This window comes from Flavobacterium arsenatis (assembly GCF_031456785.1).
Classification (GTDB): domain Bacteria; phylum Bacteroidota; class Bacteroidia; order Flavobacteriales; family Flavobacteriaceae; genus Flavobacterium; species Flavobacterium arsenatis.
Window position 1 is genome coordinate 349,707 of sequence record NZ_JAVDVI010000001.1, and the last position, 24,858, is coordinate 374,564.

Here is a 24,858-nt window from a genome sequence, read left to right on the forward strand (position 1 = left end):
AGACTTATCAAAATGTTAATTGTGCAGTTTTTTTAACTGAAAATACTATATTGCCGAAGATTTCGCAATTTGTGGATTGTTTTTTAACCTAATTATTATTGTATGAAGTTTTTAAGAGTATTGCTCCTTTTATTTGTTGTTTCAACTCAGGCCCAACAAGGCGGAATGTGGATTCCTTCGTTGCTGAAGGGAATGAACGAAAAAGAGATGAAAAGTCTGGGAATGAAGATGTCGGCTTCGGATATTTATGACGTGAATAAATCGAGTTTGAAGGATGCGGTTCCACATTTTAACGGCGGTTGTACGTCGGAAGTAATTTCGCCAAAAGGACTTTTATTGACGAATCATCATTGTGGTTTTGATGAAATCCAGTCGCATTCGTCACTTGAAAACGATTACATTACGGATGGTTTTTGGGCGTTGAAAATGGAAGACGAGTTGCCAAACAAGGATTTGGTTGTGACGTTTATCGTGAAAATCGAAGATGTAACGACTCAGGTTTTGGAAGGAACTCAAGAACTTTTAGAAGCGGATAAACAGAAAAAAATTCAGCAAAATATTTCTTCGTTGTCCAATTCTTTACCGAAAGAAAGCTGGCAGGAAAATAAAATCCGTACGTTTTACGACGGAAATCAATATATGCTTTTCTTGACGGAAACGTACAAGGATGTTAGATTGGTTGGAGCTCCGCCAAGTTCTGTTGGGAAATTTGGTTCGGATACTGACAACTGGGTTTGGCCACGTCATACGGGCGATTTTTCGCTTTTCAGAATTTACGCTGATAAGAACAATCGTCCGGCAGAATATTCGAAAGACAATGTTCCTTATACCCCAAAACACTTCTTGCCGATTTCGCTAGATGGTGTTTCGGAAGATGATTTTACGTTGGTTTTTGGTTATCCAGGAAGAACAACGGAATATTTACCGGCTGTTGCAATCGACCAAATCGTGAAGGAATTGAATCCAGCAAAAGTTGAAATTCGCGATCGAGCTTTGAAAGTTGCTGATGGTTTTATGCGAAAAGATAAGGCTATCAAAATTCAATATGCCTCGAAATATGCAAGTATTGCCAATTATTGGAAAAAATGGATGGGTGAAACGCAAGGTTTGATTAAATCGAATGCGGTTGCGGTTAAAAAGCAACAAGAAAAAGAGTTTCAAGAGAAGGTTGTAAAAGCTGGGAAACAGGCTGAATATGGTAATTTGTTGGCTGATTTTGAAAAGAATTATACTGAAATACTTCCTTATTCTTTAAGTAGAGATTATTTTACGGAAACGGTTTTGAGGAATACTGAAATGCTTGGATTGGCCTATAAAATGTATCAATTGGAGCAAATCTATAACTTGAGAGGCGAACAATCTTTCAATGATAGAAGAAATAATTTGGTTGATGGATTGGGTGCTTTCTACAAAGACTTCAATGCAAAGGTTGATGAGAAAGTTTTCGAGCAGTTGATTGATTTGTATGCTACAAAATCTCCAAAACAGTTTTTACCACAAAGTTTAAACAATATCGATGCTTCGAAATTGGCTACTGAAGTTTATGGACAGTCAAGACTGACCACTTATGATGGCGTGAAGGAGTTATTGAAAGGAGATACAAAAACTGTTTTAGCAAATTTGAATAACGACAAAGGTTTTCAAGTTGTAAAAGCAATGGCGGATGTTTTCTTGAAAGATGTGAATCCGAAATATGAGGAAATCAATATGAAAATTACAGCTTTGCAACGTACTTACATGAAAGCCCAATTAGAGCTGAACAAAGATTCTAGGATTTTTCCCGATGCCAATAGTACTTTGAGGGTTACTTACGGAAAGGTAAAAGGATATGAACCTAAAGATGCCACATTATACACCCCTGTAACCTATTTGGACGGTGTGATGGAAAAATATATTCCAGGCGATTATGAATTTGATGTTCCTGCAAAATTGATTGATTTGTATAAAACAAAAGATTATGGTCAGTATGGCGAAAAAGGAAAAATGCCTGTAAACTTCATCGGAACGAACCACACAACAGGAGGTAATTCTGGAAGCCCGGCTCTTGATGCGAAAGGAAATTTAATTGGATTGAACTTCGACAGGGTTTGGGAAGGAACTATGAGCGATATTTATTATGATCCATCCATCTGCAGAAACATCATGGTGGATATGCGATATGTGCTTTTTATCATCGATAAATATGCTGGAGCGAAGAACTTAATTGATGAAATGAAATTAGTCCATCCTAAAAAGAAAAAATAAACACCTAAAATAGAGGCGTTTGGAGGTTTTTTGATAATAAAATTAACATCTATTAACTTTTTTTTAGTGTTTTATATTTTTGGCACAGTAATTGTAAATTGTTTTGACGTTGCAGGGGAATTTATTTTTTAAAAAATATTTTCAAAAAAAAATAATCATAATAAAAAATTTATATCTTTGCCTCGAATTAATAATTAACCTTTTATAATTAAGTAAGATGAAAAAAGTATTTTTAAGTTTAGCATTAGTAGTAGCATTGAGCGTTTCTTTCGTATCTTGTAAAGAAACTAAAACAGAAGAAACTACAGTTGAAGAAACAGAAGTTGTAGCTCCAGAAGTTGAAGCTCCTGCTGTTGATACTACTTCAGTTGACACTACAACTACAACTACTACAACTACAACAGCTGAGTAATTCTAGTTCCTAGTAAAAAATCAATCCTGCTTTTAGCAGGATTTTTTTTGCTCTCAACTTTTTTATTCTTGGTCTGCAAAAATATCTGCCCCAGAAAAATCTAACGTTTCTGCTTTGGGAACATATAGCTTGACCTCTGCAATCCCTTTTTCAAGTCGCAATGCAGTACTAAACTTTCTACTTGTAGCATAAACCTTGTCGTTGATAATTAATCTGTAGAAAAATTGTCCTCTCGAAGTTTTGAATTTCATACAGAAAGCGGTTTCAGCATTCTCTTTTATCAACGCTATATCATCTTCAATATCCATTTTCAACTCATAGGTCGCGCTTGAGAAGACAATCTTGCCCTTTCTAGAGGTATAAACGAACTTGTAATGATCTTCATCTTTTTTCGTGATAACGAAAGCTCCCATATTTTTTTTAAATAAGAATTGTTGAAATTACAATTTAAAACTTTAGAAAATTATTGAATAGTATAAATAAAAAAAGCTCGTAATTTTCATTACGAGCTTTTGTACTCAGAGCGGGACTTGAACCCGCACGAACATTGCTGTTCACTGGATTTTAAGTCCAGCGTGTCTACCAATTTCACCATCCGAGCATTTTGCTTTTATGTTTGATATAATTTTTTAAAAAAATTAATTAAATATATCTCACCATCGAAGCATGTATGGTTTTTGAGCGAAAAACGGGGCTCGAACCCGCGACCTCGACCTTGGCAAGGTCGCGCTCTACCAACTGAGCTATTTTCGCATTTCAAATTCTAAAAGAACTACAATACTTGTTCGGTATTGCGGATGCAAATGTAGTACAATTATTTACTTCTGCAAACGTTTTTTTGAAAAAAATTACATTAATCACATAACCTTCTGATAACGTAGTTTTTACTTCTTTCTGCTTTGAAAACTATTTTTTCGTCAGCATTCTTTTGATTTCATTAAGCTTCATCAAAGCTTCAACAGGAGTCAAGGTATTGATGTCTAGATTTAGAATTTCATCTTTTATTTCTTCTAATAAAGGATCATCTAAATTGAAAAAACTCATCTGGATTTCTTCCTTTGCCGATTTTATACCGTTTAAGGCTTCTCCTGAATGGTCTTTTTCCAATTTCTTCAGAAGCTTCTGTGCTTTCAATATTACAGTTTGTGGCATTCCGGCCATTTTTGCAACGTGAATTCCAAAACTATGAGCACTTCCTCCTTTTACCAATTTTCTTATAAATAGAACTGTATCTTTTAATTCTTTTACCGAAACATTATAATTTTGAATGCGTGGCAAAATATCGGTCATTTCATTCAACTCATGGTAGTGTGTCGCGAATAATGTCTTTGGTTTTGAAGGATGTTCGTGCAGATATTCTGCAATGGCCCAAGCGATTGAAATTCCGTCATACGTACTTGTTCCTCGACCAATTTCATCCAAAAGAACTAGACTTCTGTCTGAAATATTGTTCAAAATCGAAGCTGTCTCGTTCATCTCGACCATAAAAGTCGATTCTCCCATCGAAATATTATCTGAAGCTCCGACTCTGGTAAAAATCTTATCCACAACACCCATCCTAACAGAATCGGCAGGAACAAAACTTCCCATTTGAGCCAGAAGTACAATCAAAGCGGTTTGTCTAAGAATTGCCGATTTACCAGACATATTCGGACCTGTAATCATAATCAACTGTTGCACTTCCCTATCTAAAAAAACATCATTTGCAATATAGGGAACACCAACCGGCAATTGTTTTTCAATCACAGGATGACGACCATTCTTAATTTCTAGTTCAAATGTGTCGTCTAGTTCCGGACATACATATTTATTTTCTATCGCAAGCTGTGTGAATGAAGTCAAGCAATCCAATTGTGCCACCAAATTTGCATTCAACTGAACGGGTTTTATATATGTGGCAATCCAACCCACCAATTGCTCAAAAAGCTCTACTTCAAGTTTATAAATTTTTTCTTCGGCTCCTAAAATCTTGGTTTCATATTCTTTCAATTCCTCGGTAATGTATCGCTCAGCATTCACGAGGGTTTGCTTTCGAATCCATTCTGCTGGAACTTTATCTTTATGGGTGTTTCGCACTTCGATATAATATCCAAAAACGTTATTGAACGAAATTTTTAACGATGAAATTCCCGTTTTCTCCGATTCGCGTCTTTCAATTCCTTCCAAATATTCTTTTCCAGAAGTTGAAATCGCCCTTAAATCGTCCAATTCGGCATTCACGCCTTTGGCAATCGCGTTTCCTTTTGCAACCGCAACTGGAGCGTCTTGATTTAAAGTCGTTTTTATTTTTTCGCGTAATAAATCACAACTGTGAAGGCTGTCGCCGATGATTTTGACGGCTTCATTTTTGCTTTCAAGTGCCAAACTTTTGATGGGAATGATTGCATCAAGAGATTCTTTTAAATATACTACTTCCCTTGGACTGACTTTTCCTGTTGCAATCTTAGAAATCAAACGTTCCAGATCTGAAATTTGTTTGATTTGATATTGGATATTTTTTAAAACTTCTTGATTTTCATTCAGATACGAAACTACTTCATGACGATTTCTTATTTTATTTATATCTTTTAGAGGCAAAGCCAACCATCTTTTTAACAAACGACCGCCCATCGGCGAAAGCGTCCTGTCTATGACATCTAAAAGCGTAACAGCGTTAGGATTATAACTTTGGTATAATTCTAAATTTCGAATCGTAAAGCGGTCCATCCAAACATAAGCATCTTCGGCAATTCTTTGAATAGATGTAATGTGCTGAACTCTATTGTGTTGCGTTTCTGACAAATAATATAAAATCGCTCCTGAAGCAATGATACCTTCGCTTAATTCTTCAATTCCAAAACCTTTTAGAGAAACGGTTTGAAAATGATTTGTCAAAGTTTCAAAAGCGTAATCTTCTTTATATATCCAATCTTCTAAATAAAAATTATGAAAATCTTCGCCAAAAATTTCCTTGAAATCGCCTTTGTTTTGTTTTGGAACTAAGACTTCACTCGGATTAAAATTCTGCAAAAGCTTATCAATATATTCGTCGTTTCCTTGAGCAGTCAAGAATTCACCAGTTGAAACATCCAAAAAGGAAACACCAATTGTCTTTTTCCCGAAATAAATCGAAGCCAAGAAATTATTGGATTTCGATTGCAAAACTTCATCGTTCATTGAAACTCCTGGAGTAACAAGCTCTGTAACACCGCGTTTCACGATGGTTTTGGTCATCTTCGGGTCTTCCAATTGATCACAAATAGCCACACGAAGTCCTGCTTTCACTAATTTGGGTAAATACGTATTCAAAGAATGATGTGGAAATCCAGCCAAAGCCGTTTCAGTTTCAGAACCAGCACCTCTTTTAGTCAAGGTAATACCCAGAATCTTTGAAGCACGAACGGCATCTTCGCCAAATGTTTCATAAAAATCTCCGACTCTAAACAGCAAACAAGCATCAGGATATTTCCTTTTGATTTCGTTGTATTGCTTCATTAACGGGGTTTCTTTCGGGGTTTTTTCTTTTGACGACAAGGCTTTTGCAATTAAAAATTAGAAGCTACGAATTTATAATTTTATAGTTGAAAACCCTAATGAATTTACATTTGCAAGTCGTTAACAAGTCATTAACAACGACAATATTATTTTTTCCTAAATTTGCTTATATAAATTAAAAAATTTAAATCTACATAAAATGAAAAAAGGAATAGTATTATTTTCAGCAATTGCTTTATTGTCTTTCAGTGGTTCTTATGCTCAAGAATCTTCTAAAAAAGTAAAAACTAAAGCAACTAAAACAACGACGACGACAACTAAAGTTGAAGCTCCAAAAGTTACAGGTCCTGGAATTCTTTTCGAAAGCGAAACGATTGACTACGGAACAGTTGAATTCAAATCTGATGGAAAACGTGAATTTGTTTTCACAAATAATGGAACTGAGCCATTAATCATCAAAAATGCACAAGGATCTTGTGGTTGTACAGTTCCTACTTGGCCAAAAGAGCCTATTGCTCCAGGCGCTAAAGCTGTTATTGGTGTAAAATACGATACTGGAAGAGGCGGTCAAGCATTCAACAAAACAATCACGTTGACTACAAATGCTGCGAATCCAACTAAAACCCTTACTATCAAAGGAAATGTTTTAGCTGATCCAAGTGCTCCTGCAAAAGCAGACGCTCCTAAAAGCTAAATTATAAATAAAAATAAACAAAAAGCTTCCTCTTTGGGAGCTTTTTTTGTGTTTAAGCAAACTACCAATTATGCGAAAGCTGGAAAACAACGAACTTGAAAGAAAATCTGTCGAGGATTTTAAAACGGCAGTGAAAACCCCAATCATTATTATCCTGGACGACATCCGAAGCCTTCACAACATAGGTTCCGTTTTTAGAACTGCCGATGCCTTCTTGATAGAAAAAATATATTTGTGTGGCATCACAGCAACACCTCCAAACAAGGAAATCCATAAGACAGCTCTTGGAGCAACAGAAACTGTTGATTGGGAACATCACAAAAATGTTTTGGAAGTTATTGAAAATGTGAAAAATAAAGGTGTTCAAGTTTTCGCTGTCGAACAAGTTGAAAGTGCTGTTTTTTTACAAAATTTCGAAATCAAAGCTGGTAAAAAATACGCATTGGTTTTTGGAAATGAGGTCTACGGCGTTTCGCAGGAAGCAGTAGCCTTGTGTGATGGCTGTATAGAAATTCCTCAACTTGGAACCAAACATTCCTTGAATATTTCAGTAAGTGCCGGAATTGTAATCTGGGATTTATTTAGAAAATTATATAATTCCAATTAAGCTTTTAATTGGAATTATTTTTTGATTTTCGTTCGAATTTCCTCCAAAACAAAAATATAATCTTCTTGATTGTTCACGAAATCTTTATCGGAAACATCAATAATCAATACATTCAAATCGGGTTGTGATTTTATGTAATCCAGATAACCGCTGTTGATTTTTTCCAAATATTCAGGTTGTATTTCTTGTTCATAGGTTCGTCCTCTTCGCTTGATGTTTTGCAACAATCTTTCCGTGTTCTGATACAAATAAACATACAAATCGGGTTTTGGCATTTCTTTGTAGATGATATCAAAAAGCTTCCTGTACAAACGATATTCATCTTCCGCCAAGGTTACTTTTGCAAAAATGAGCGACTTGAAAATATGATAATCGGCCACGATAAAATCCTTGAACAGATCGAATTGAGCCAAATCATCGGATAATTGCTGATAGCGATCGGCCAAAAAAGACATCTCCAACGAAAAGGCATATCGGCTTTGGTCTTTGTAAAATTTAGGCAAAAACGGATTATCTGCAAAACGTTCCAAGACAGTTTTTGCATTAAAATCTTCCGCAATTCTTGTGGTCAAAGTTGTTTTTCCTGCACCAATATTTCCTTCTATGGCAATATAATTGAATTGATTCAGATTGAAATTTTGCAAAGGTGCTTCAAGCTCTGAAACTGCTCTACATTCACTTTTATCTGTAGCTATCGAAAGCAATTCCTTTATATTCTTATTTAAATTTGGATGAAAAAAATCTGACTTCAAATCGTTCATCGGCAACAAAACAAATAATCTGTTTTGCATTTCGGGATGCGGAATCTGCAGGTTTTCTGTTATAATACTTTCATTGTTAAAAGCAATGATATCAATATCGATTGTTCTGTCCTGATAACCCTGGCTTTCGTTTCGATTCCTTCCTAATTTATTTTCAAGATTTAAAATTTCTGATAAAATTATTTCTGCAGATTTATCAGAATGCATCAAAACCGCACAATTATAAAAATCATCACTCTCAAAACCCCAAGATGGCGACTCGTATAATTTTGAGACCCGAACCACAGTCCCTATTTCATTATGTATCAAATCGATACATTTTTTTATGTTTTCAAGTTTTTCTCCTTGATTGCTTCCGATTGATAAAATGACCTGATTTTGCATGTTCATAACTACAAATTAAGGAAAACATTTTTAAATATGAAGCATCAATTATAAGTTATGAAGCACTTTTCACTGTAACATTTTTCAACTTTTACAGACTAACCCTAAAAATAAATATAGTATGCGATTTTTAGGAAATGTTTTAGCAACCATTGTAGGTTTGTTCTTATTTATGATGATATTTTTCTTTGGAATAGTAATCATCGGAGCCATTTTTGGAGGCGATTCAGAAACTGTAACCGTAAAAAGTGATTCGATCATTGAACTTGATTTAGAGAACATATCGAATGATTATGCTGGAAAATACAAGGATCCTTTGATAACTTTATTTTCAGAAGGAAAAAATGTGGGGATTTCAGATGTAATTGATGCCATCAAAAGTGCAAAAGAAGACGAAAAAATTAAAGGAATTTCGATTTTAAACAATCATTTTATGCCAGGATTGGCACAAAGCAAAGCCTTAAGAAATGCTCTGGAAGACTTTAAAAAATCAGGCAAATTCGTGGTTGCCTATGCCGATTATTATACCCAGAAAGAATATTATATGAATTCTGTTGCCGATACGATTTATTTGAATCCGGTTGGCCAAATGGATTTTAAAGGACTTTCATCAGAATTGATGTTCTTTAAAGATTTGCAGGAAAAATCAGGTGTGAAGATGGAGGTCATCCGTCACGGAAAATACAAAAGTGCGGTTGAGCCATTTTTGGAAAACAAAATGAGCGATGCCAATCGTGAACAGGTTTCAACATTGTTGAATTCTGTTTGGAATTCGGTTGCAACCGATATATCTAAATCCAGAAATATTCCGCTTGAGCAATTGAATGTAATTGCCGACGGACTTTTGGCTAGAACTCCAGAAATGGCAAAATCTCAAAAATTAATTGACAAGATTGCTTATGAAGACGAATACCACAACGGAATTCGTAAGGCTTTGAAAGTTAAAAAGGACAAAGATTATAATTCGGTATCGATTTCTGATTATGCATTCAAGAACATGACAACTGGAAAAAAATCGAGTTCGAAAAACAAAATCGCCATTATTTATGCTCAAGGCGAAATCAATAGTGGTGAAGGCGATGTGAATTATATCGGAGAAGGCTCGATGCGACGTTCGTTGCAGGAAGCTAGAAAGGACAAAAACGTGAAAGCAATTGTACTCCGAATTGACAGTCCAGGTGGAAGTGCCTTGACATCAGAATTAATTTGGAGGGAAATTGAGTTGACAAAAAAAGTAAAACCAGTTGTGGTTTCAATGGGGAATGTAGCTGCTTCTGGAGGATATTACATTGCTTGCAACGCCAATAAAATTTATGCAGAAGAAAACACCATAACGGGTTCTATCGGTGTGTTTGGGATGTTGCCAAATTTCACAACCTTGACGAACAGAATCGGAATCAATGTAGAACAAGTGAATACCCACAAAAATGCTGCTGATTACAGTCCGTTTGTTCCTTTGAGTGAAAACTTTAGGAACGTAACTCAAGAAAGTGTTGAAAGAGTTTATACGACTTTTGTTCAACGTGTAGCTTCTGGAAGAAAAATGACGTTTGATCAGGTGGATGCAATTGCTCAAGGTCGTGTTTGGTCGGGTTCCGAAGCTCTAAAGATTGGACTTATTGATAAAATTGGCGGGATGGAAGATGCATTAAAAGAAGCTTCCCAACTGGCAAAAATCAAGGAATATAAAACACAAAACTTTCCAGAATACGAAAAAACCTTCGGGGAAATGTTTGCCCGCTTCCCTTTTGCCCAAACAAAAGAGAATCTCATCAAAGAAGAAATTGGCGAAGAAAATTACCTGATTTTGAACGAACTCAAAAAGATGAGCTCTCAAATAGGCGTTCAAACGAAGATGTCTTTTAACATCAATATTAAATAAACTCAATAAAAGTTATTTTTAAGCCAACTTATTTAATTTTATTAGATAAGTTGGCTTACTATTTGATAATTTTGTCATAAAAAAACATCCAATATGATAAAGAAGATTCTTAAAGGCTTGGGTATCTTTATTGTGATCGCCTTGATTGCTTTAGTTTCGATACCGTTTTTGTTTAAAGACAAAATAAAAGAAATGATTGTGAAGGCAATCAATGAAAATGTTGATGCCACCGTTGCTTTCGAAGACGTTGATTTGAGTTTGCTGAAAAGTTTTCCGCAGGCAAATGTTACGATTGACAAATTGAGCATCATCAACAAAGCTCCATTTGCTGGAGACACTTTGTTCTATTCTGGCGAAGTAAATTTAAAAATGTCTGTAAAGGAACTTTTTAAAGGCGATGGCGAAGCGATGAACATCGAGTCGTTTTCATCTACAAATGGGGTCGTAAATATTCTTTTCGACAAGAATGGAATAGGCAATTTCGATATCGCCATTAAGGACGACAAAGACAAGCCTGATACTTCTGAAAGTAAGCCTTTTGCAATGAACATTCAGAATTATGAAATAGAAAATCTTCGTTTTAAATATTTCGACGAACGTTCAAAAATTAAAATGGTTATTGATAGTTTGAACCATACCGGAACTGGGAATTTTGCCGAATCAAAACTAGATTTGGACACCAAAACCACGGCAAAAATTTCGTTGGATATGGACAAGACCAACTATATGAAAAATGTTGCCTTGACGCTTGATGCCGTTTTAGGAATCGATTTGGAAAACAGCAAATATACTTTTAAGGACAATAAAGCCTTGATCAACAAATTGCCTTTGGAATTTGACGGTTCGATCCAACTTGTGGAAGCCGGACAGGAATATGATTTGAAATTTAAAACGCCAACTTCCAGCTTTCAGAATTTCTTGGGATTGATTCCTTCTGCCTATTCAGGGAGTTTGGAGAACGTGAAAACAACTGGAGATTTCTCTATTGTAGGTTTTGCAAAAGGATTGCAATCGGAAACAACTATTCCGAAATTCAATTTGGCAATTGCTTCAAACAATGCTTCTTTCCAATATCCTGACTTGCCAAAATCGGTTCAGAATATTGTAATTGACACTAAAATCATCAACGAAACTGGAGTTTTGAATGATACTTATGTGAATTTGGACAAACTTTCATTTAGAATCGACCAGGATGTTTTTGATGCAAAAGCTAATATCAGAAACATTACCGAAAATCCTTTGATTGACGCCACTTTAAAAGGAACTATGAATTTGGCGAATATTTCAAAAGCTTATCCTATAAAATTAGACACTCCACTTACAGGAATTTTAAAGGCCGACATCAAGACGAAATTTGACATGAAATCGGTGGAAACCAATAACTACGACAATATTCTAGCTTCTGGAACGGCCAATATCACGGGTTTCAAATATGTTGATGCAGAAAAGAAAACCTATACCATCAACACGGCTTCTGCTCAATTTTCGAATCAGAAAATCAACCTGCAACAGCTGGAAATGACTACCGGAAAAACCGACATACAAATCAATGGAACGGTAGAAAACTATTTGGGTTATGCCTTTAAAAACCAAGAATTGAGAGGGAACTTCAACATGAATTCCAACCAGCTTTTGGTGAGCGATTTTATGACTAAAACAGAAACGACTGTCAACAATAAAACAACTACAACCGAAGAAGTGAAGATTCCTAAATTGATTAATGTTTCTTTAAATGCTGCTGCAAATTCAGTAGTTTATGATAATTTAAATCTGAAAAACGTAACCGGTAAATTGATTGTAAAAGACGAGAAAGTATCGTTGCAAAATCTGAAGACATCTATTTTCGGAGGAATTATTACTGCTACGGGAGATGTTTCTACAAAAGGAAAAGTACCGGTTTTCAATATGAATTTAGGATTGAATACGGTTGACATCCAGCAAACCTTCACCCAATTGGAAATGCTGAAAAACATTGCTCCAATTGCAGGAATTATTGATGGGAAATTTAATTCAACCATAAAACTATCAGGAAACCTTGATGCGAAGGAAATGACTCCCGATTTAAAAACCCTAACGGGAGATTTACTGGGACAATTGCTTTCTACGACGGTAAATCCAGATAATTCAAAATTGTTGACAGCATTGAGTTCGAACGTTAAGTTTATTGATTTGAAGAAATTAAACCTGAACGATTTGAAAGCGGCACTGACTTTTGAAAATGGAAAAGTGAATGTGAAACCATTTGACCTAAAATACCAGGATATAAAAGTGAACATCGGTGGTTCGCACGGTTTTGATCAATCGATGGATTACAATGTGAAGTTTAACGTTCCTGCTAAATACTTAGGTACCGAAGTTAATAATCTAATTGCAAAATTATCACCAGCTGATGCTGCTAAATTGGAAAATGTACCTGTAAATGCTGTCTTGACGGGTAACTTTAAAAACCCTAAAGTTTCTACAGATATGAAAGCGGCAGTAACAAATTTGGCCAATCAATTGGTGCAACAGCAAAAAGAAAAATTGGTGAATCAGGGAACAAAGGCTTTGGAAAATCTTATCAATAATAACACTCAAAAGGATACGACCAAAACTCAAACCAAGAAAGAGGAAACCAAGGAAAAGGTGACGAATGCCATCAAAGACATCTTTGGGAAGAAGAAATAATAATTTATGTTTATATCCAAAAGCCTGTAATTTTATTGTTACAGGCTTTTGTTTTTTATACATCCATGGAAACGACATAACCTTCAAAACTTCGGATATTGAAAACCGTTCCGTCTTCGAAGATTAAATATTGCCCTTTGATACCAATCAATTTCCCTTTGAAGTGATTGGTTTTATCCAAATTCAAACCTGTCACTTTTTTAGGATGTTGCAAAACGGGATAATTCAGAATAAAATGTTCGTTCAAATCTGCATTGAAATACGGCTTTACCTCTTCTGGCAGGTATTCAAAAATTCGTGTCTTTTCAGCCAACAAATCTAAAGTCAGCACTTCATTTTGGAGCATTTTTCTCCAATTGGTTTTGTCTACAAAATGATTTTTTAGGACAACCTCGGTAATTCCAGCCAAATAACGATTGGGAACTTCCACAATCGAAACTGCCTCACAAGCACCTTGGTCAATCCATCTTGTGGGAACTTGGGTTTTTCTGGTCACTCCTACTTTCACATCGCTAGACAAAGCCAAATACACAACGTGAGGTTGCAACTGCACTTTTGTTTCATAATCCAAATCTCGATCGGCAATTCCTAGATGTGCCGTGCTTAATTCCGGTCGCATTATCCAATCGCCAACTGCTGGACTACTGTAAAAACAATCGTAACAGAACCCTTGACGAAATATTTTTTTCTTCTTATTGCAATTCAAACATTGATAACCAACGAATGAAATTTCAATTTCCTTGTTGAGTAATTGATTGACGTTTAGGAAACTGTTTTCAAAAATTAAATAATATTGTATGGGATTTCCAAACTCGGTTTGCATCTTTGCAAGTACGCCTTCGTAAGTCATTTTAGATTTTAGATTTGAGCTTTTTACAATAATCAACTTATGTGTTTTGATATTGTATTTTTTTGCTATTTTTGATGAAGCCGTAAAGTTAGTGATTTGAATCATTTTTTAAATCCTAAATCTAAAATCCTAAATCTAAACTCTAAAATTAAATGGCAATACCAATAATCAATTCTGTCGCTTCTTGGATTCTGAAAAAAAGAATCCATCAGATTGAATTGTTTCTGAAATATCCGAACGAAGTTCAGGAAGAATTGCTTTTGAATTTAATTCGTACAGCCGAAAAAACCTTTATAGGCGAAAAATATGGCTTTGATTCCATCCGATCCTATCAAGCTTTTTCTGAAAGAATTCCGATTTCTACCTATGAAGATTTGGAGCCATTAATCGAAAAAACCCGCAAAGGCGAACAGAATATATTTTGGCCTACTTCCATCAAATGGTTTGCAAAATCCAGCGGAACTACGAATGCTAAAAGTAAGTTCATTCCCGTTAGTAGCGAGGCTTTGGAGAATTGCCATTATAAAGCAACCAAAGATTTGCTTTCCCTTTATTTGAATAATAACGAAGACTCACAATTGTTTACAGGAAAGAGCTTACGTCTTGGCGGAAGCAAGCAATTATACGCCGATAACAATACTTTTTTTGGCGATTTATCGGCGATTTTGATTGAGAATATGCCAATGTGGGCTGAATTCAGCAGTACACCAAGCAACAAGGTTTCGTTGATGAACGATTGGGAAACGAAATTAGGAGCGATTGTCAATGAAACCCGATATGAAAACGTGACGAGCCTAGCCGGAGTTCCTTCCTGGATGATGGTTTTGCTGAACAAGGTTTTGGAAGAAACCGGAAAAGAAAGCCTGCTTGAAGTGTGGCCGAATGCCGAAGTGTATTTTCACGGAGGTGTGAGCTTTGATCCCTACAGAGAACAATACAAGAAGATATTTCCTAGTTCGGGGTTTCAATATTATGAGATTTACAATGCATCGGAAGGATTTTTTGCGATTCAGGATTTGAACAATTCGAATGATTTGTTGCTGATGTTGGATTACGGGATTTTCTATGAGTTTATTCCGATGGATGCTTATGGAACTCCTGAACAAAAGGCCATCCGTCTTTCGGAAGTGGAATTAGGTAAGAATTATGCAATTGTGATCACGACCAACTCTGGTTTGTGGCGTTATCAGATTGGCGATACAGTTCGTTTTACTTCGTTGAATCCTTATAGAATTAGGGTTACAGGAAGAACGAAACATCACATTAATGTTTTTGGCGAGGAGTTGATCATTGAGAATTCGGATAATGCCATTGCAAAAGCGTGTCAGGCTACCAATACCGAAGTGATTGATTATACCGTTGCCCCAGTGTTTATGAAAGGAAAGGAAAAAGGAGCTCACGAATGGATTATTGAGTTTAGAAGAAATCCTGAAGACATTAATTTATTTAATAAGATTTTGGATGAAACGCTCCAAACGCTCAACTCTGATTATGAAGCCAAACGTCATAACAACATGACACTGAATCCTCCTGTTGTGAATATTGCTCGACCGAATTTGTTTTATGATTGGCTGAAAGACCAGGATAAATTGGGAGGTCAGAATAAAATACCACGGTTATCGAATCAACGGAATTATGTGGAGCAATTGAAAGCTATGCAGTTTTCTTATAAATAAAGTTGTATACTTGGTATCAATTATTACAAAAAAATCCCGTCTAGTTCTCATGACCAAACGGGATTTTTATGGTATTTATGAAGATTAGATGATTAACATCGCATCTCCGTAAGAGTAGAATTTGTATTCTTCTTTGACTGCTTCTTCGTAGGCTTTTTTCATTAGATCATGTCCACAGAAGGCTGAAACCATCATCAACAGTGTTGATTTTGGAGTATGGAAATTGGTGATCATACAGTCGGCAATGCTGAAATCGTGTGGTGGGAAGATGAATTTGTTTGTCCATCCGTCGAAAGGATTTAGCGTTCTGGCAGATGAAACTGAACTTTCGATGGCACGCATTGAAGTGGTTCCCACGGCACAAATACGTTTCTTTTTTGCTTTTGCATTGTTCACGATATCGCAGGCTTCTTGGGTGATTTTCAACTCTTCGGAATCCATTTTGTGTTTCGACAGATCTTCTACCTCAACTGGGTTGAAGGTTCCAAGACCTACGTGAAGTGTTACTTCGGCAAAGTCAACTCCTTTGATTTCAAGTCTTTTCAAAAGGTGTTTTGAGAAGTGAAGTCCGGCTGTTGGGGCCGCTACTGCTCCTTCTTCTTTTGCATAGATGGTTTGGTAACGGTCTGCATCTTCTGGAGTTACCTCACGGTTGATGTATTTTGGGATTGGAGTTTCTCCAAGTTCTGTTAGTTTGTTTCTGAATTCTTCGTAGGAACCGTCGTAAAGGAAACGCAGTGTTCTACCGCGAGAGGTTGTGTTGTCGATAACTTCGGCAACTAGTGAATCGTCGTCTCCGAAATATAGTTTGTTTCCGATTCTGATTTTACGAGCCGGATCAACCAAAACGTCCCATAATCTTTGTTCAGAATTTAATTCTCTCAACAAGAAAACTTCGATTCTTGCTCCTGTTTTTTCCTTGTTTCCGTATAAACGTGCTGGGAAAACTTTAGTATTGTTCAATACCAAAACATCGCCTTCGTCGAAATAATCGATAACGTCCTTGAACATTTTGTGCTCGATGGTTTTCTTTTCGCGGTTGATGACCATTAGACGGGCTTCGTCTCTGTTTTCGGCTGGGTATTCTGCAAGAAGTTCTTTTGGTAAATTAAAATTGAAGTGTGATAATTTCATAGTAAAATTTAGATTTTAGATTTTAGATTTTAGATTTTGCACCTAAAATTCTAAATCGTGTGCAAATATACGATTGTGAGATAGGCGTTGTCAAGTGTTTTGGGGTTTATTTTTGAGATTGTAACATTGGCGGTGGGTTGCGAAGATTTAATTAAGTGCTTCAACTAAAAAAGCCAAGTAGAACACTTGGCTTTAAAACTGATTTTTTATTCGCTTTTTATTTTATCACAATCTTTTTAGTGGCAATCTTAGCATTTTCATCTTGAATTTTAACCAAATAAACGCCTGATGCCAAATGAGCAACATTGATTTGTTTTTGATTGGAGCTGACTACTTTTTGCCCTTGGATGTTATAGATTTCAACTGATTTTAGGGTTGAATTGGTTTGGATGTTTAGAATATCGGATGCCGGATTTGGGTATAATTTGATTTCGGATAGGCTTTGATTGAAATCTGATATTGAAAGTGAATTTGTGGTGTATAATGCAGTAATTTCTTCTTGAGACAATGCGTAATTATAGATTTTTAAATCATCGATGGCTCCATCAAAAACACTGGCATAATCCAGGCTTCTGCCAAGAGAAAACATATCATATACTGCTGTATTCAAGTTTTTGGGTTCGGTAGCCAATAAAACACCGTTCTTATACAACTTAACGTTTACACCATCATAACTGTACACAAAATGATACCAAGTTGCAACTGTATTTGCAGAAAGGACATTGAAGTCGTCTGAATATCCAAAAAAGTCAACTGCCGATTCATTGAATGCTCCTGCAAATCCTAAACCTGTAAAAATTCCACCATAAGAAAAAATATGATTATGAGGATTTTGTACTGTGTTGAGTTTAGCCCAAACGCTTATTGTCCTTGAACTTCCTCCAAAGGGTAAAGTGGGAATTGACGCTTCGACACCTGCATTATTCAAATTTAGTGCACTAGTAGCATTTCCGTTTCTATCGTTTACAAATGAAGTATTTGGGTTTGATGTAAAAGGAGCATTTCCGTTTAGATTATCATAAGTATTATCAAAACTGTATTCTGCAATAGCTTGACCTTGCAAAGTGGTAAAACTTTCAATAGAGGATAACGTTGTCCCATCAGCATTTGTAGCTTCTACTTGATAAAAATATTCAGTATCAGGCAACAAACCGTTTATTGAGACTGTATTCGTTGCCGTATTATTAGTAGAAAATCCGTTTACTTGTGAAGTCAAACTTGTTTCGGCTAGACCATATTTTACTATGGAAGTCGCTTCATTATTGGAGGAAGTTAACGTATAGGTAATGGCAACTGTTGAAACTGTAACGCTTTCTGACAAATCATTCACCACGGGTGGAGCATCTGGAAGCACTGTGCTATTAAAATTGTACAAATTCGTAATTTCAGTGTTCGTCAATGCTAGATCATAAATCTTCAAATCATCTACAGATCCATTAAAATTACCGATTCTAAAATTAGAATTTGTTGTGTTTAACAAAGGTCTGCTAATTTCTCCTTTCAGGACGCCATTGATATAAATTCTTGCTACTCCAGATTGAAAAACCACAACAGCGTGGTACCAAGTTCCTGCCACAGTTGTATTTGTAAATGGCTGGTCATAAGCATAACCTTGAAAAACCACGTTAATGGAATTTAAATAAAGACCAAATGTATTGTAGGTGTTAGCTCCTCCATAAGCAAAAGGCCCAGGATATGTTGCTGTACTGATGGCATCGACTTTATACCAAATAGAAACCGTCCTGTCGCTATTTCCTAAAGGCAAACTAGGAATTGCAGATTCTCTGAATGCAGAAGCGGTTGTAATCAAACACTTTGAATCTACACCAAACCTGTCTGTTCCGAAATTTATCGGAGAGTTTGAATTAGTTGAAACAAATTGAATGGAATTTGTAGTATCATAAGTATCATTATCAAATTTGAAATCTCTTATTAATCCCGGTTCTGTTCCAGCAGGTGGAGCTGGCAAAGTAGTAAAAGTTCCTAAAGAAGCATAAGCATCACCATTCGAGTTGATGGCTTCAACGGTAAAATAATACAGTGTTTCCGGCGTTAATCCTTCGATTGTAGCACTACCCGAACCTGCATTGAAAATGGTTCCATTTGCAAGTGAATTCGTCATAGCCCCTTGGCTTAATCCCCAATAAACGGTCATAGTTGAAGTGCCAACTCCTGCAACTAATGAATAATTGATAATGGCTGTGGTTACAGATGGTGTAGCAGTCGAAGGTCCAAAAACTGGCGTTTCTCCTAAGGTTGTAAAAGTACTTGCTGCAGAATAATACAGATTGCTGGATATTTGTATCCTTATCCTGTAATAGTACAGTGTATTTGGCAATAAACTACCAATACCAACACTATGCAAAATAGGAGAAGCATTGCAATAATTGTTAGCCGTTTGTGGTGAAAAAGACGAAAAAGACAAATCTGTAGAATATTCCACTCTGTAGGAATAAGTGAGGCAGTTGTTTTGCAAATTAAAATTTACAAGAGCAGATGTAGAGGTAACGCTTTGATGATTTACATTTGAAATCGTTGGTGTTTGAGCATTTGCAAAAGTGCTTACCAATAGAAAAAGGAAGAGTAATTTTGTTTTCATAATCATTTTGTTTTAATGTTTTGGTCAAAAATAGCTCGAAATCAAACCTTTAATCATAGTCAGTTTATGAAATCCCTTTTTGGGTTTACCAAATTGGAAATAGCGACAACTTTGAATGTTTCTTGCTTTTATGAATTGAAAACCTGCTTTGGCAAACTCAACTTTCATCCTGTTGCTCTTTTCTTTACATTTGTTTAAAAATTAAGCCGTTGCGAATTATTTCACTTCTTATTTTTCTTTTGCTATCGAATTTTGGCTGGTGCCAGAATCCGTATTATCAGGCTATTGACAAAACTTCAGGATTACCTTCAAACAGTGTTTACGACATTTTTCAGGACAGCAAAGGTTTTATGTGGTTTGCTACCAACAAAGGAATCTGCAGATATGACGGAACGGTTTTCAAGACATTTGCATCCGAAAAACAAACCTCAAAATCAGGTTCCTGTATTGCCGAAGATGGATTTGGCAGAATTTGGTATGCCAATTTTGATGGTTACTTGTATTATGTAGAAAAAGGCGGACTGAAAGCACTGAACCAACCCACATCTTTGGGCTATTTTAAATTTGGAATCCTAAAAAATGAATTGTTCCTTATACAGCCCAATGCGGTTTTGGTGTATGATATGAAAACCTTGAAAGTAAAATCCAAATATCAAATTCCCGGTACCATCATTAAGTCTTGCTATTCATCGGGCGAAAATTTTTATGTTTTGGGTGATTTCTTATATGTGTTTTCAAACTCAAAAAACCATAAAAAATATGCCTTGCCAAGTGCTTTTAGTGATGAAATGACAGCTCCAATCCTAAATCATTGGAATCAAAAATTGATTGTAAATTCAAAATCCAGTTCGACATTTTATGTTTTTGAAAATGGAATATTTACTAAAAAAGATATAAATACTCCATTGAAATTTCTACAAAACACCGCCGTTAACGATGATTTTCTTTGGATTTGTACGCCAAATGGAGTACTAAAAAATGATTTGAAATCAAAAGCTTCTACAACCTATTTTAGCAATCAAAATATTTCATCGGTTTTTAAAGATCGGCAAAATCATTACTGGATTTCTACCTTGAACAAAGGCGTACTTTTTATTGAAAATTTCGACAATAATTACATCGACTTGTGGCCAAGACCCGTCTCGATGTCTTTAGGGAAAGATGAAATTTTCATTGGCACCGAAAAAGATTTGATTTATAAATTAAATTGCAACAACCTGAAAACCAACAAGATTTTCGAAACCGAAAACAACCATTCCATCAATCAGATTTTAGCCGATACGGTTTCGAAGCAATTGTTTTTTACTTCTTTCAAATTCAATATCTTAAACAAAAACAACCAACTTGAAAGTGATTATTCGATTGCCGTTAAGGACGTTAAAAAAGTGGACGAGAAGTATTTTTCGTTTTCGGCAAGTAGTGTTTCGGGAATTTTTTTTGTTGATAAAAATTTAAAAAGCAGTTGGGATTTTATCTTCGAAAAAAATAAAGACAATGTTTTTTCTGGATTCAACCAGGTTTCGCTTTTAAAAAATTCAAACGGAAAATCAACCGAATACAATGCCTCGAACAACATGATCTATTATGCCACCAATAACGGATTATTTGCCGTTACAAACGATGGAGCATCAACCGAAATAAAGCACAAAAACGAAACTTTATATCTGGCTCGGATTCAAAAATACAACGACCAAATCATCGGGCTTTCAACAGCTGAAAAATTATACAGCATCAACTCCAAAAACCAAATTTCCATTTTTGAATTACCAAATTCCATTAAAAATGAGAAGTTTCAGCGGTTTTTCATAAGAAGTCATTTTGGCTATTTTTTCGCTACAAATGGCGTTTATGAATATGATTTTGTTTCGAAAAAAACCCAAAAAGTGATGTCGCTCAGCAATGATATCGAAGCCACGGATGTGATTTTGAAAGACAACAAATTGTTTTTTGCCACTTCAAAGGGAGTTGTCATCAAAAACCGAAAAGAAATTGGAAATTATCCTACGCCAAAACTCGTCATCAATGAGATTCAAGTGAACGGAAAACGCAGAGAAGTGAACGAAATATCCGAATTAAATCCGAATGAAAATGATGTATCCATCAACTTTTCGACCTTGAGTTTTATTCCAAATGAAAGTTATTCTGTTTGCTATAAAATTAATGATGCGAATTGGAAAACATTAGACAACACTACAAAAAATTTAAAACTTTCGGCTTTGTCGTCTGGCGATTATTGTATTGAATTTGCCCTTCATCATAACAATAAAAAGATTGGTTTTCAGCAAATTAAATTTGAAATTAAAAAACCTTTTTGGTTGAGTCCTTTGTTTTTATTAATTTTAAGTTTGCTTGTTTTGTTTTTATTTTATGCTTTTTATAAATACCAAATCAGGAAAATCGAAAAGCAAAACAAAATTATTTTAGAGAAAAATGAACTCGAAAAAAACCTCAACCTTTCGGCTTTAAAAGCCATAAAATCGCAAATGAATCCGCATTTTTTCTATAATGCCTTGAACACCATACAGTCCTATATTTTGGCGAACGATAAAAAGCAAGCCGTGAATTATCTGTCGAAATTTTCGTCCTTGACCCGAAGTATTTTGGAGATGACCGAAAAAGAATTCGTCACAATTGCTGAAGAAATTTCAACAATGACCTTTTATCTCGACATTGAAAAAGCCCGTTTTGATGAAGATTTTGAATATACGATTGCTATTGAAGATGATGCCGATATTGAGCAACTGAAAATCCCGTCGATGCTTTTGCAACCGTATATTGAAAACGCTGTAAAACACGGACTTTTGCACAAAAGCGGATTGAAAAAACTAGACATCACGTTTTCTAAAATTGAATATGTCATTAAAATTGAAATTGACGACAACGGAATTGGAAGGCAAAAAAGTGCCGAATTGAATGCCATCAAAAACAAAAAACACCAATCCTTCGCCACCGAGGCGATGCAAAACCGGATTGATTTATTGAACAAGAATAAAGCAAACAAAATAACAATTAATTTCATCGACAAACAGAACCAAAGCCTGCAATCATTAGGCACGACCGTTGTCATTGAAATTCCAATAAATTTTCAAGTATGAAAGCCATAATAATTGATGATGAAAAAAGAGCCCGCGTTTCGCTGTCACTACTTTTGCAGGAATATTGTCCTGAAATTGAGCTGGTTGCCGAATGCGAAAATTTGCCTCAAGGCGTGAAAGCCATCCGAAAATTCCATCCTGATTTGGTTTTGCTGGACATTGAAATGCCGGGTCATAGCGGATTGGAATTGGTTGATTTTTTTGAGGAAAAAGACATCAATTTTTCCATAATTTTCACTACTGCTTATAACGAATATGCCATCCAAGCCTTTAAGTTATCGGCTTTGGATTATCTTTTGAAACCTGTTGTTCCCGAAGAATTGACAAATGCCATTTCCAGACTGGAACGCCAAAAAAACTTTCAGCTCAAGGCTCTGTCGGAAAATATCCAGAATGAAACTTTTGAGAAAATCGCGGTTCCGTCAGGTAATAGTTTAATTCTTTTGAAGATTTCAGAAATTCTCTACATCAAAGGCGAAGGTTCTTATTCTGAAATTTATATGAACGACAAAACCAAACACTTGGTAAGTCGAAACCTAAAAAATTTTGAAGAAATACTGCTGAAAGACAATAGGTTTTTGAGAACACATAAATCCTACTTGGTCAATTTTAATGCTGTTGTTTCCTATAATAAATCGGATGGCGGTTCATTGGAAATCAAGAACGGCAGTTCGATTCCGGTTTCATCTGAAAAGAGCAACTTGATTTTAGAGCGGATTCAAATTGTGAAACGTTGATTATTGTGTTGAAATACTGAATCCGATGGTTTTTAAATCTTCCCAAAAATCAGGGTAGGATTTGGAAACCACTTCTGCATTATTGATTATTAGATCAGTTTTTAAGGCCAAAGGTGCAAAAGCCATAGCCATACGATGGTCGTTGTACGTTGCGATTGCTATGTTTGAATTTACTTGTGAAGAAGCTTCTAAAGTCAGACTGTTGTTGGTTACATAAATGGTTGCTCCAAGTTTTGTGAGTTCGGTTTTTAGGGCTTCAAGTCGGTCAGTTTCTTTTATTTTTAGTGTATGAAGTCCAGTTAGATGACAACCGATTCCTAATCCGAAACACGTTACGGCAATGGTTTGTGCAATGTCTGGAGAATCGTTCAAGTCAAGTTGGAAGTTGGAAGATGGGAGATGGAAGTTTTCAATCTTTGTCAATAAAATAGTATTATTTTTAAAAGTCGTTTCTACTCCAAGATTTTTGTAGATTTCTATTAAAGCAGAATCGCCTTGTAGACTATTTTTCTTGTAGCTGGAAAGTTTTATTTGATTTCCAGTTTCTGATAAAGCAACAATCGAATAGAAATAAGAAGCCGAAGACCAATCTGACTCTACAGTTAGGAGTTTTGAGTTAGGAGTTAGGAGTGGATTTACGGTTATTGTATTCTCCACAAAGGAAGTTTCAACCCCGATTTCATTGAGCAAAGCCAAGGTCATTTTAATGTATGGGACTGACGTAATTTTTCCTTCCAAAGTCAATTTCAAGCCGTTTTCTAACTTTGGAGCAATCAACAAAAGTGCTGAAATGTACTGACTGCTAATATCTGAAGAAAGCGAAACTCTGCTATTGGAAAGTTTTTTTCCTTTTATTCTTATTGGCGGAAAGCCATTATTTTCTTCGTAAGATATTTCGGCTCCAAGTTGTTGAAGGGCTTCTACCAATATTTTAATCGGTCGTTCTTTCATCCTTGCCGAACCTGTAATGATGACTTCACGATTTTCTTGGGTGGCAAAATAAGCCGTGAGGAATCGCATTGCTGTTCCTGCGTGATGGATGTCAATGAGTTGGGACTTCGGAGTTGGGAGTTGGGATTTGGAATCTTGAAGGAGTGCTTTCGACATTACTTCAGAATCATCTGAATTGGATGCATTTTCTAGAGTTATGTTTGGATATAAAGCTTGAAGCAACAGCAAACGATTGGTTTCGGATTTGCTTCCTGTAATTTTAATTTCAGATTGCGGATTGACTTTTGAGGGTTGTAAATGCAAGTTCATTCTTGAGGTCTTTAAAAATAGAAGCGTTGAAATGGTGTTCCAACGCTTCTGTATTTATTTCAATTTTTCATTATTCTTGTGTCGGTCTTTGTCGCGATTGGATTTTAAATCGAGTTTTTTATCAAAGGCTTCCTGAAGGTTGATTCCGGTTTGATTTGCCAGACACAAAACTACAAAAACTACATCGGCTAATTCTTCTCCGAGGTCTTTATTTTTATCGGATTCTTTTTCGGATTGTTCGCCATAACGACGTGCAATTATTCGGGCTACTTCGCCAACTTCTTCCGTGAGTTGAGCCATATTTGTAAGTTCGTTAAAATAACGAACGCCGTGTTCTTTTATCCAGTTATCAACTTCGAGTTGGGCATTTTTTAGGTTCATG

Annotated in this window: 17 protein-coding genes and 2 tRNA genes; 9 read left to right on the forward strand and 10 right to left on the reverse strand. The window is 35.7% G+C overall.

The window, feature by feature from the left end:
* Positions 1-102 precede the first annotated feature (102 nt).
* Both J2X31_RS01530 and J2X31_RS01535 read left to right on the forward strand, forming a co-directional pair.
* Positions 103-2,244: a S46 family peptidase gene (locus J2X31_RS01530; protein ID WP_310023830.1), complete on the forward strand. Its 2,142-nt coding sequence runs from the start codon at positions 103-105 to the stop codon at positions 2,242-2,244.
* A 217-nt stretch (positions 2,245-2,461) separates the two neighbouring features.
* The gene (locus J2X31_RS01535) at positions 2,462-2,656 is read left to right on the forward strand and encodes a hypothetical protein (protein WP_310023832.1); all 195 of its coding nucleotides are present in this window, start codon (positions 2,462-2,464) and stop codon (positions 2,654-2,656) included.
* Positions 2,657-2,718: 62 nt separating this feature from the next.
* On the opposite strand, the gene J2X31_RS01540 is transcribed toward J2X31_RS01535, so the two are convergent.
* The 4 genes from J2X31_RS01540 to mutS form a co-directional block, all read right to left on the reverse strand.
* Positions 2,719-3,069: a DUF1508 domain-containing protein gene (locus J2X31_RS01540; protein ID WP_310023835.1), complete on the reverse strand. Its 351-nt coding sequence runs from the start codon at positions 3,067-3,069 to the stop codon at positions 2,719-2,721.
* A gap of 102 nt (positions 3,070-3,171) precedes the next feature.
* Positions 3,172-3,257, reverse strand: a tRNA-Leu gene (locus J2X31_RS01545).
* A 79-nt stretch (positions 3,258-3,336) separates the two neighbouring features.
* A tRNA-Gly gene (locus J2X31_RS01550) sits at positions 3,337-3,409 on the reverse strand.
* A gap of 153 nt (positions 3,410-3,562) precedes the next feature.
* A complete protein-coding gene (mutS, locus tag J2X31_RS01555) occupies positions 3,563-6,169 on the reverse strand; it encodes a DNA mismatch repair protein MutS (RefSeq protein WP_310023837.1) in 2,607 nt (868 codons plus the stop codon).
* A gap of 160 nt (positions 6,170-6,329) precedes the next feature.
* Here mutS and J2X31_RS01560 point away from each other — a divergent pair, with 160 nt between their 5' ends.
* Both J2X31_RS01560 and J2X31_RS01565 read left to right on the forward strand, forming a co-directional pair.
* Complete coding sequence (locus tag J2X31_RS01560) at positions 6,330-6,824, forward strand: DUF1573 domain-containing protein (RefSeq protein ID WP_310023839.1); 495 nt, start codon at positions 6,330-6,332, stop codon at positions 6,822-6,824.
* Positions 6,825-6,894: 70 nt separating this feature from the next.
* Positions 6,895-7,431, forward strand: coding sequence for an RNA methyltransferase (locus J2X31_RS01565; protein ID WP_310023841.1), 537 nt, complete (start codon positions 6,895-6,897; stop codon positions 7,429-7,431).
* Between the two features lie 14 nt (positions 7,432-7,445).
* Here J2X31_RS01565 and folK read toward each other — a convergent pair whose 3' ends face one another.
* Entirely contained in the window at positions 7,446-8,582 is a 1,137-nt protein-coding gene (gene folK, locus J2X31_RS01570; protein ID WP_310023844.1) for a 2-amino-4-hydroxy-6-hydroxymethyldihydropteridine diphosphokinase, read from the reverse strand.
* Between the two features lie 115 nt (positions 8,583-8,697).
* On the opposite strand from folK, the gene sppA reads away from it, so the two are divergent.
* On the forward strand, positions 8,698-10,458 hold the full coding sequence (gene sppA / locus J2X31_RS01575) for a signal peptide peptidase SppA (RefSeq protein WP_310023847.1): 1,761 nt from the start codon (positions 8,698-8,700) through the stop codon (positions 10,456-10,458).
* A gap of 93 nt (positions 10,459-10,551) precedes the next feature.
* Positions 10,552-13,125 carry an AsmA-like C-terminal region-containing protein gene (locus J2X31_RS01580; RefSeq protein WP_310023849.1) on the forward strand — a complete coding sequence of 858 codons (2,574 nt, stop codon included), beginning with the start codon at positions 10,552-10,554 and terminating at the stop codon, positions 13,123-13,125.
* A 55-nt stretch (positions 13,126-13,180) separates the two neighbouring features.
* Here J2X31_RS01580 and J2X31_RS01585 read toward each other — a convergent pair whose 3' ends face one another.
* Positions 13,181-13,975, reverse strand: coding sequence for a DUF2797 domain-containing protein (locus tag J2X31_RS01585; protein ID WP_310024202.1), 795 nt, complete (start codon positions 13,973-13,975; stop codon positions 13,181-13,183).
* 152 nt (positions 13,976-14,127) lie between these two features.
* Here J2X31_RS01585 and J2X31_RS01590 point away from each other — a divergent pair, with 152 nt between their 5' ends.
* Positions 14,128-15,651 carry a GH3 auxin-responsive promoter family protein gene (locus tag J2X31_RS01590; RefSeq protein ID WP_310023851.1) on the forward strand — a complete coding sequence of 508 codons (1,524 nt, stop codon included), beginning with the start codon at positions 14,128-14,130 and terminating at the stop codon, positions 15,649-15,651.
* Between the two features lie 84 nt (positions 15,652-15,735).
* Here J2X31_RS01590 and queA read toward each other — a convergent pair whose 3' ends face one another.
* Positions 15,736-16,785, reverse strand: coding sequence for a tRNA preQ1(34) S-adenosylmethionine ribosyltransferase-isomerase QueA (gene queA / locus J2X31_RS01595; RefSeq protein ID WP_310023854.1), 1,050 nt, complete (start codon positions 16,783-16,785; stop codon positions 15,736-15,738).
* Positions 16,786-17,002: 217 nt separating this feature from the next.
* Entirely contained in the window at positions 17,003-19,384 is a 2,382-nt protein-coding gene (locus J2X31_RS01600) for a LamG-like jellyroll fold domain-containing protein (protein WP_310023858.1), read from the reverse strand.
* Between the two features lie 209 nt (positions 19,385-19,593).
* Here J2X31_RS01600 and J2X31_RS01605 point away from each other — a divergent pair, with 209 nt between their 5' ends.
* On the forward strand, positions 19,594-22,479 hold the full coding sequence (locus tag J2X31_RS01605) for a sensor histidine kinase (protein WP_310023860.1): 2,886 nt from the start codon (positions 19,594-19,596) through the stop codon (positions 22,477-22,479).
* Entirely contained in the window at positions 22,476-23,216 is a 741-nt protein-coding gene (locus J2X31_RS01610; protein WP_310023861.1) for a LytR/AlgR family response regulator transcription factor, read from the forward strand. Before J2X31_RS01605 ends, J2X31_RS01610 begins: the two co-directional genes overlap by 4 nt.
* Here J2X31_RS01610 and aroA read toward each other — a convergent pair whose 3' ends face one another.
* On the reverse strand, positions 23,217-24,476 hold the full coding sequence (gene aroA / locus J2X31_RS01615) for a 3-phosphoshikimate 1-carboxyvinyltransferase (RefSeq protein ID WP_310023863.1): 1,260 nt from the start codon (positions 24,474-24,476) through the stop codon (positions 23,217-23,219). It lies immediately after the preceding gene.
* Between the two features lie 54 nt (positions 24,477-24,530).
* The gene (locus tag J2X31_RS01620) at positions 24,531-24,857 is read right to left on the reverse strand and encodes a nucleotide pyrophosphohydrolase (protein WP_310023865.1); all 327 of its coding nucleotides are present in this window, start codon (positions 24,855-24,857) and stop codon (positions 24,531-24,533) included.
* Position 24,858 lies beyond the last annotated feature (1 nt).

Bases quoted from the DNA above. Each gene is read 5' to 3' on its own strand.
- J2X31_RS01530 (WP_310023830.1), top strand. From the start codon at position 103: ATGAAGTTTTTAAGAGTATTGCTCCTTTTATTTGTTGTTTCAACTCAG.
- J2X31_RS01535 (WP_310023832.1), top strand. From the start codon at position 2,462: ATGAAAAAAGTATTTTTAAGTTTAGCATTAGTAGTAGCATTGAGCGTT.
- J2X31_RS01540 (WP_310023835.1), bottom strand. From the start codon at position 3,069: ATGGGAGCTTTCGTTATCACGAAAAAAGATGAAGATCATTACAAGTTC.
- J2X31_RS01560 (WP_310023839.1), top strand. From the start codon at position 6,330: ATGAAAAAAGGAATAGTATTATTTTCAGCAATTGCTTTATTGTCTTTC.
- J2X31_RS01565 (WP_310023841.1), top strand. From the start codon at position 6,895: ATGCGAAAGCTGGAAAACAACGAACTTGAAAGAAAATCTGTCGAGGAT.
- folK (WP_310023844.1), bottom strand. From the start codon at position 8,582: ATGAACATGCAAAATCAGGTCATTTTATCAATCGGAAGCAATCAAGGA.
- sppA (WP_310023847.1), top strand. From the start codon at position 8,698: ATGCGATTTTTAGGAAATGTTTTAGCAACCATTGTAGGTTTGTTCTTA.
- J2X31_RS01580 (WP_310023849.1), top strand. From the start codon at position 10,552: ATGATAAAGAAGATTCTTAAAGGCTTGGGTATCTTTATTGTGATCGCC.
- J2X31_RS01585 (WP_310024202.1), bottom strand. From the start codon at position 13,975: ATGACTTACGAAGGCGTACTTGCAAAGATGCAAACCGAGTTTGGAAAT.
- J2X31_RS01590 (WP_310023851.1), top strand. From the start codon at position 14,128: ATGGCAATACCAATAATCAATTCTGTCGCTTCTTGGATTCTGAAAAAA.
- queA (WP_310023854.1), bottom strand. From the start codon at position 16,785: ATGAAATTATCACACTTCAATTTTAATTTACCAAAAGAACTTCTTGCA.
- J2X31_RS01600 (WP_310023858.1), bottom strand. From the start codon at position 19,384: ATGAAAACAAAATTACTCTTCCTTTTTCTATTGGTAAGCACTTTTGCA.
- J2X31_RS01610 (WP_310023861.1), top strand. From the start codon at position 22,476: ATGAAAGCCATAATAATTGATGATGAAAAAAGAGCCCGCGTTTCGCTG.
- aroA (WP_310023863.1), bottom strand. From the start codon at position 24,476: ATGAACTTGCATTTACAACCCTCAAAAGTCAATCCGCAATCTGAAATT.
- J2X31_RS01620 (WP_310023865.1), bottom strand. From the start codon at position 24,857: ATGAACCTAAAAAATGCCCAACTCGAAGTTGATAACTGGATAAAAGAA.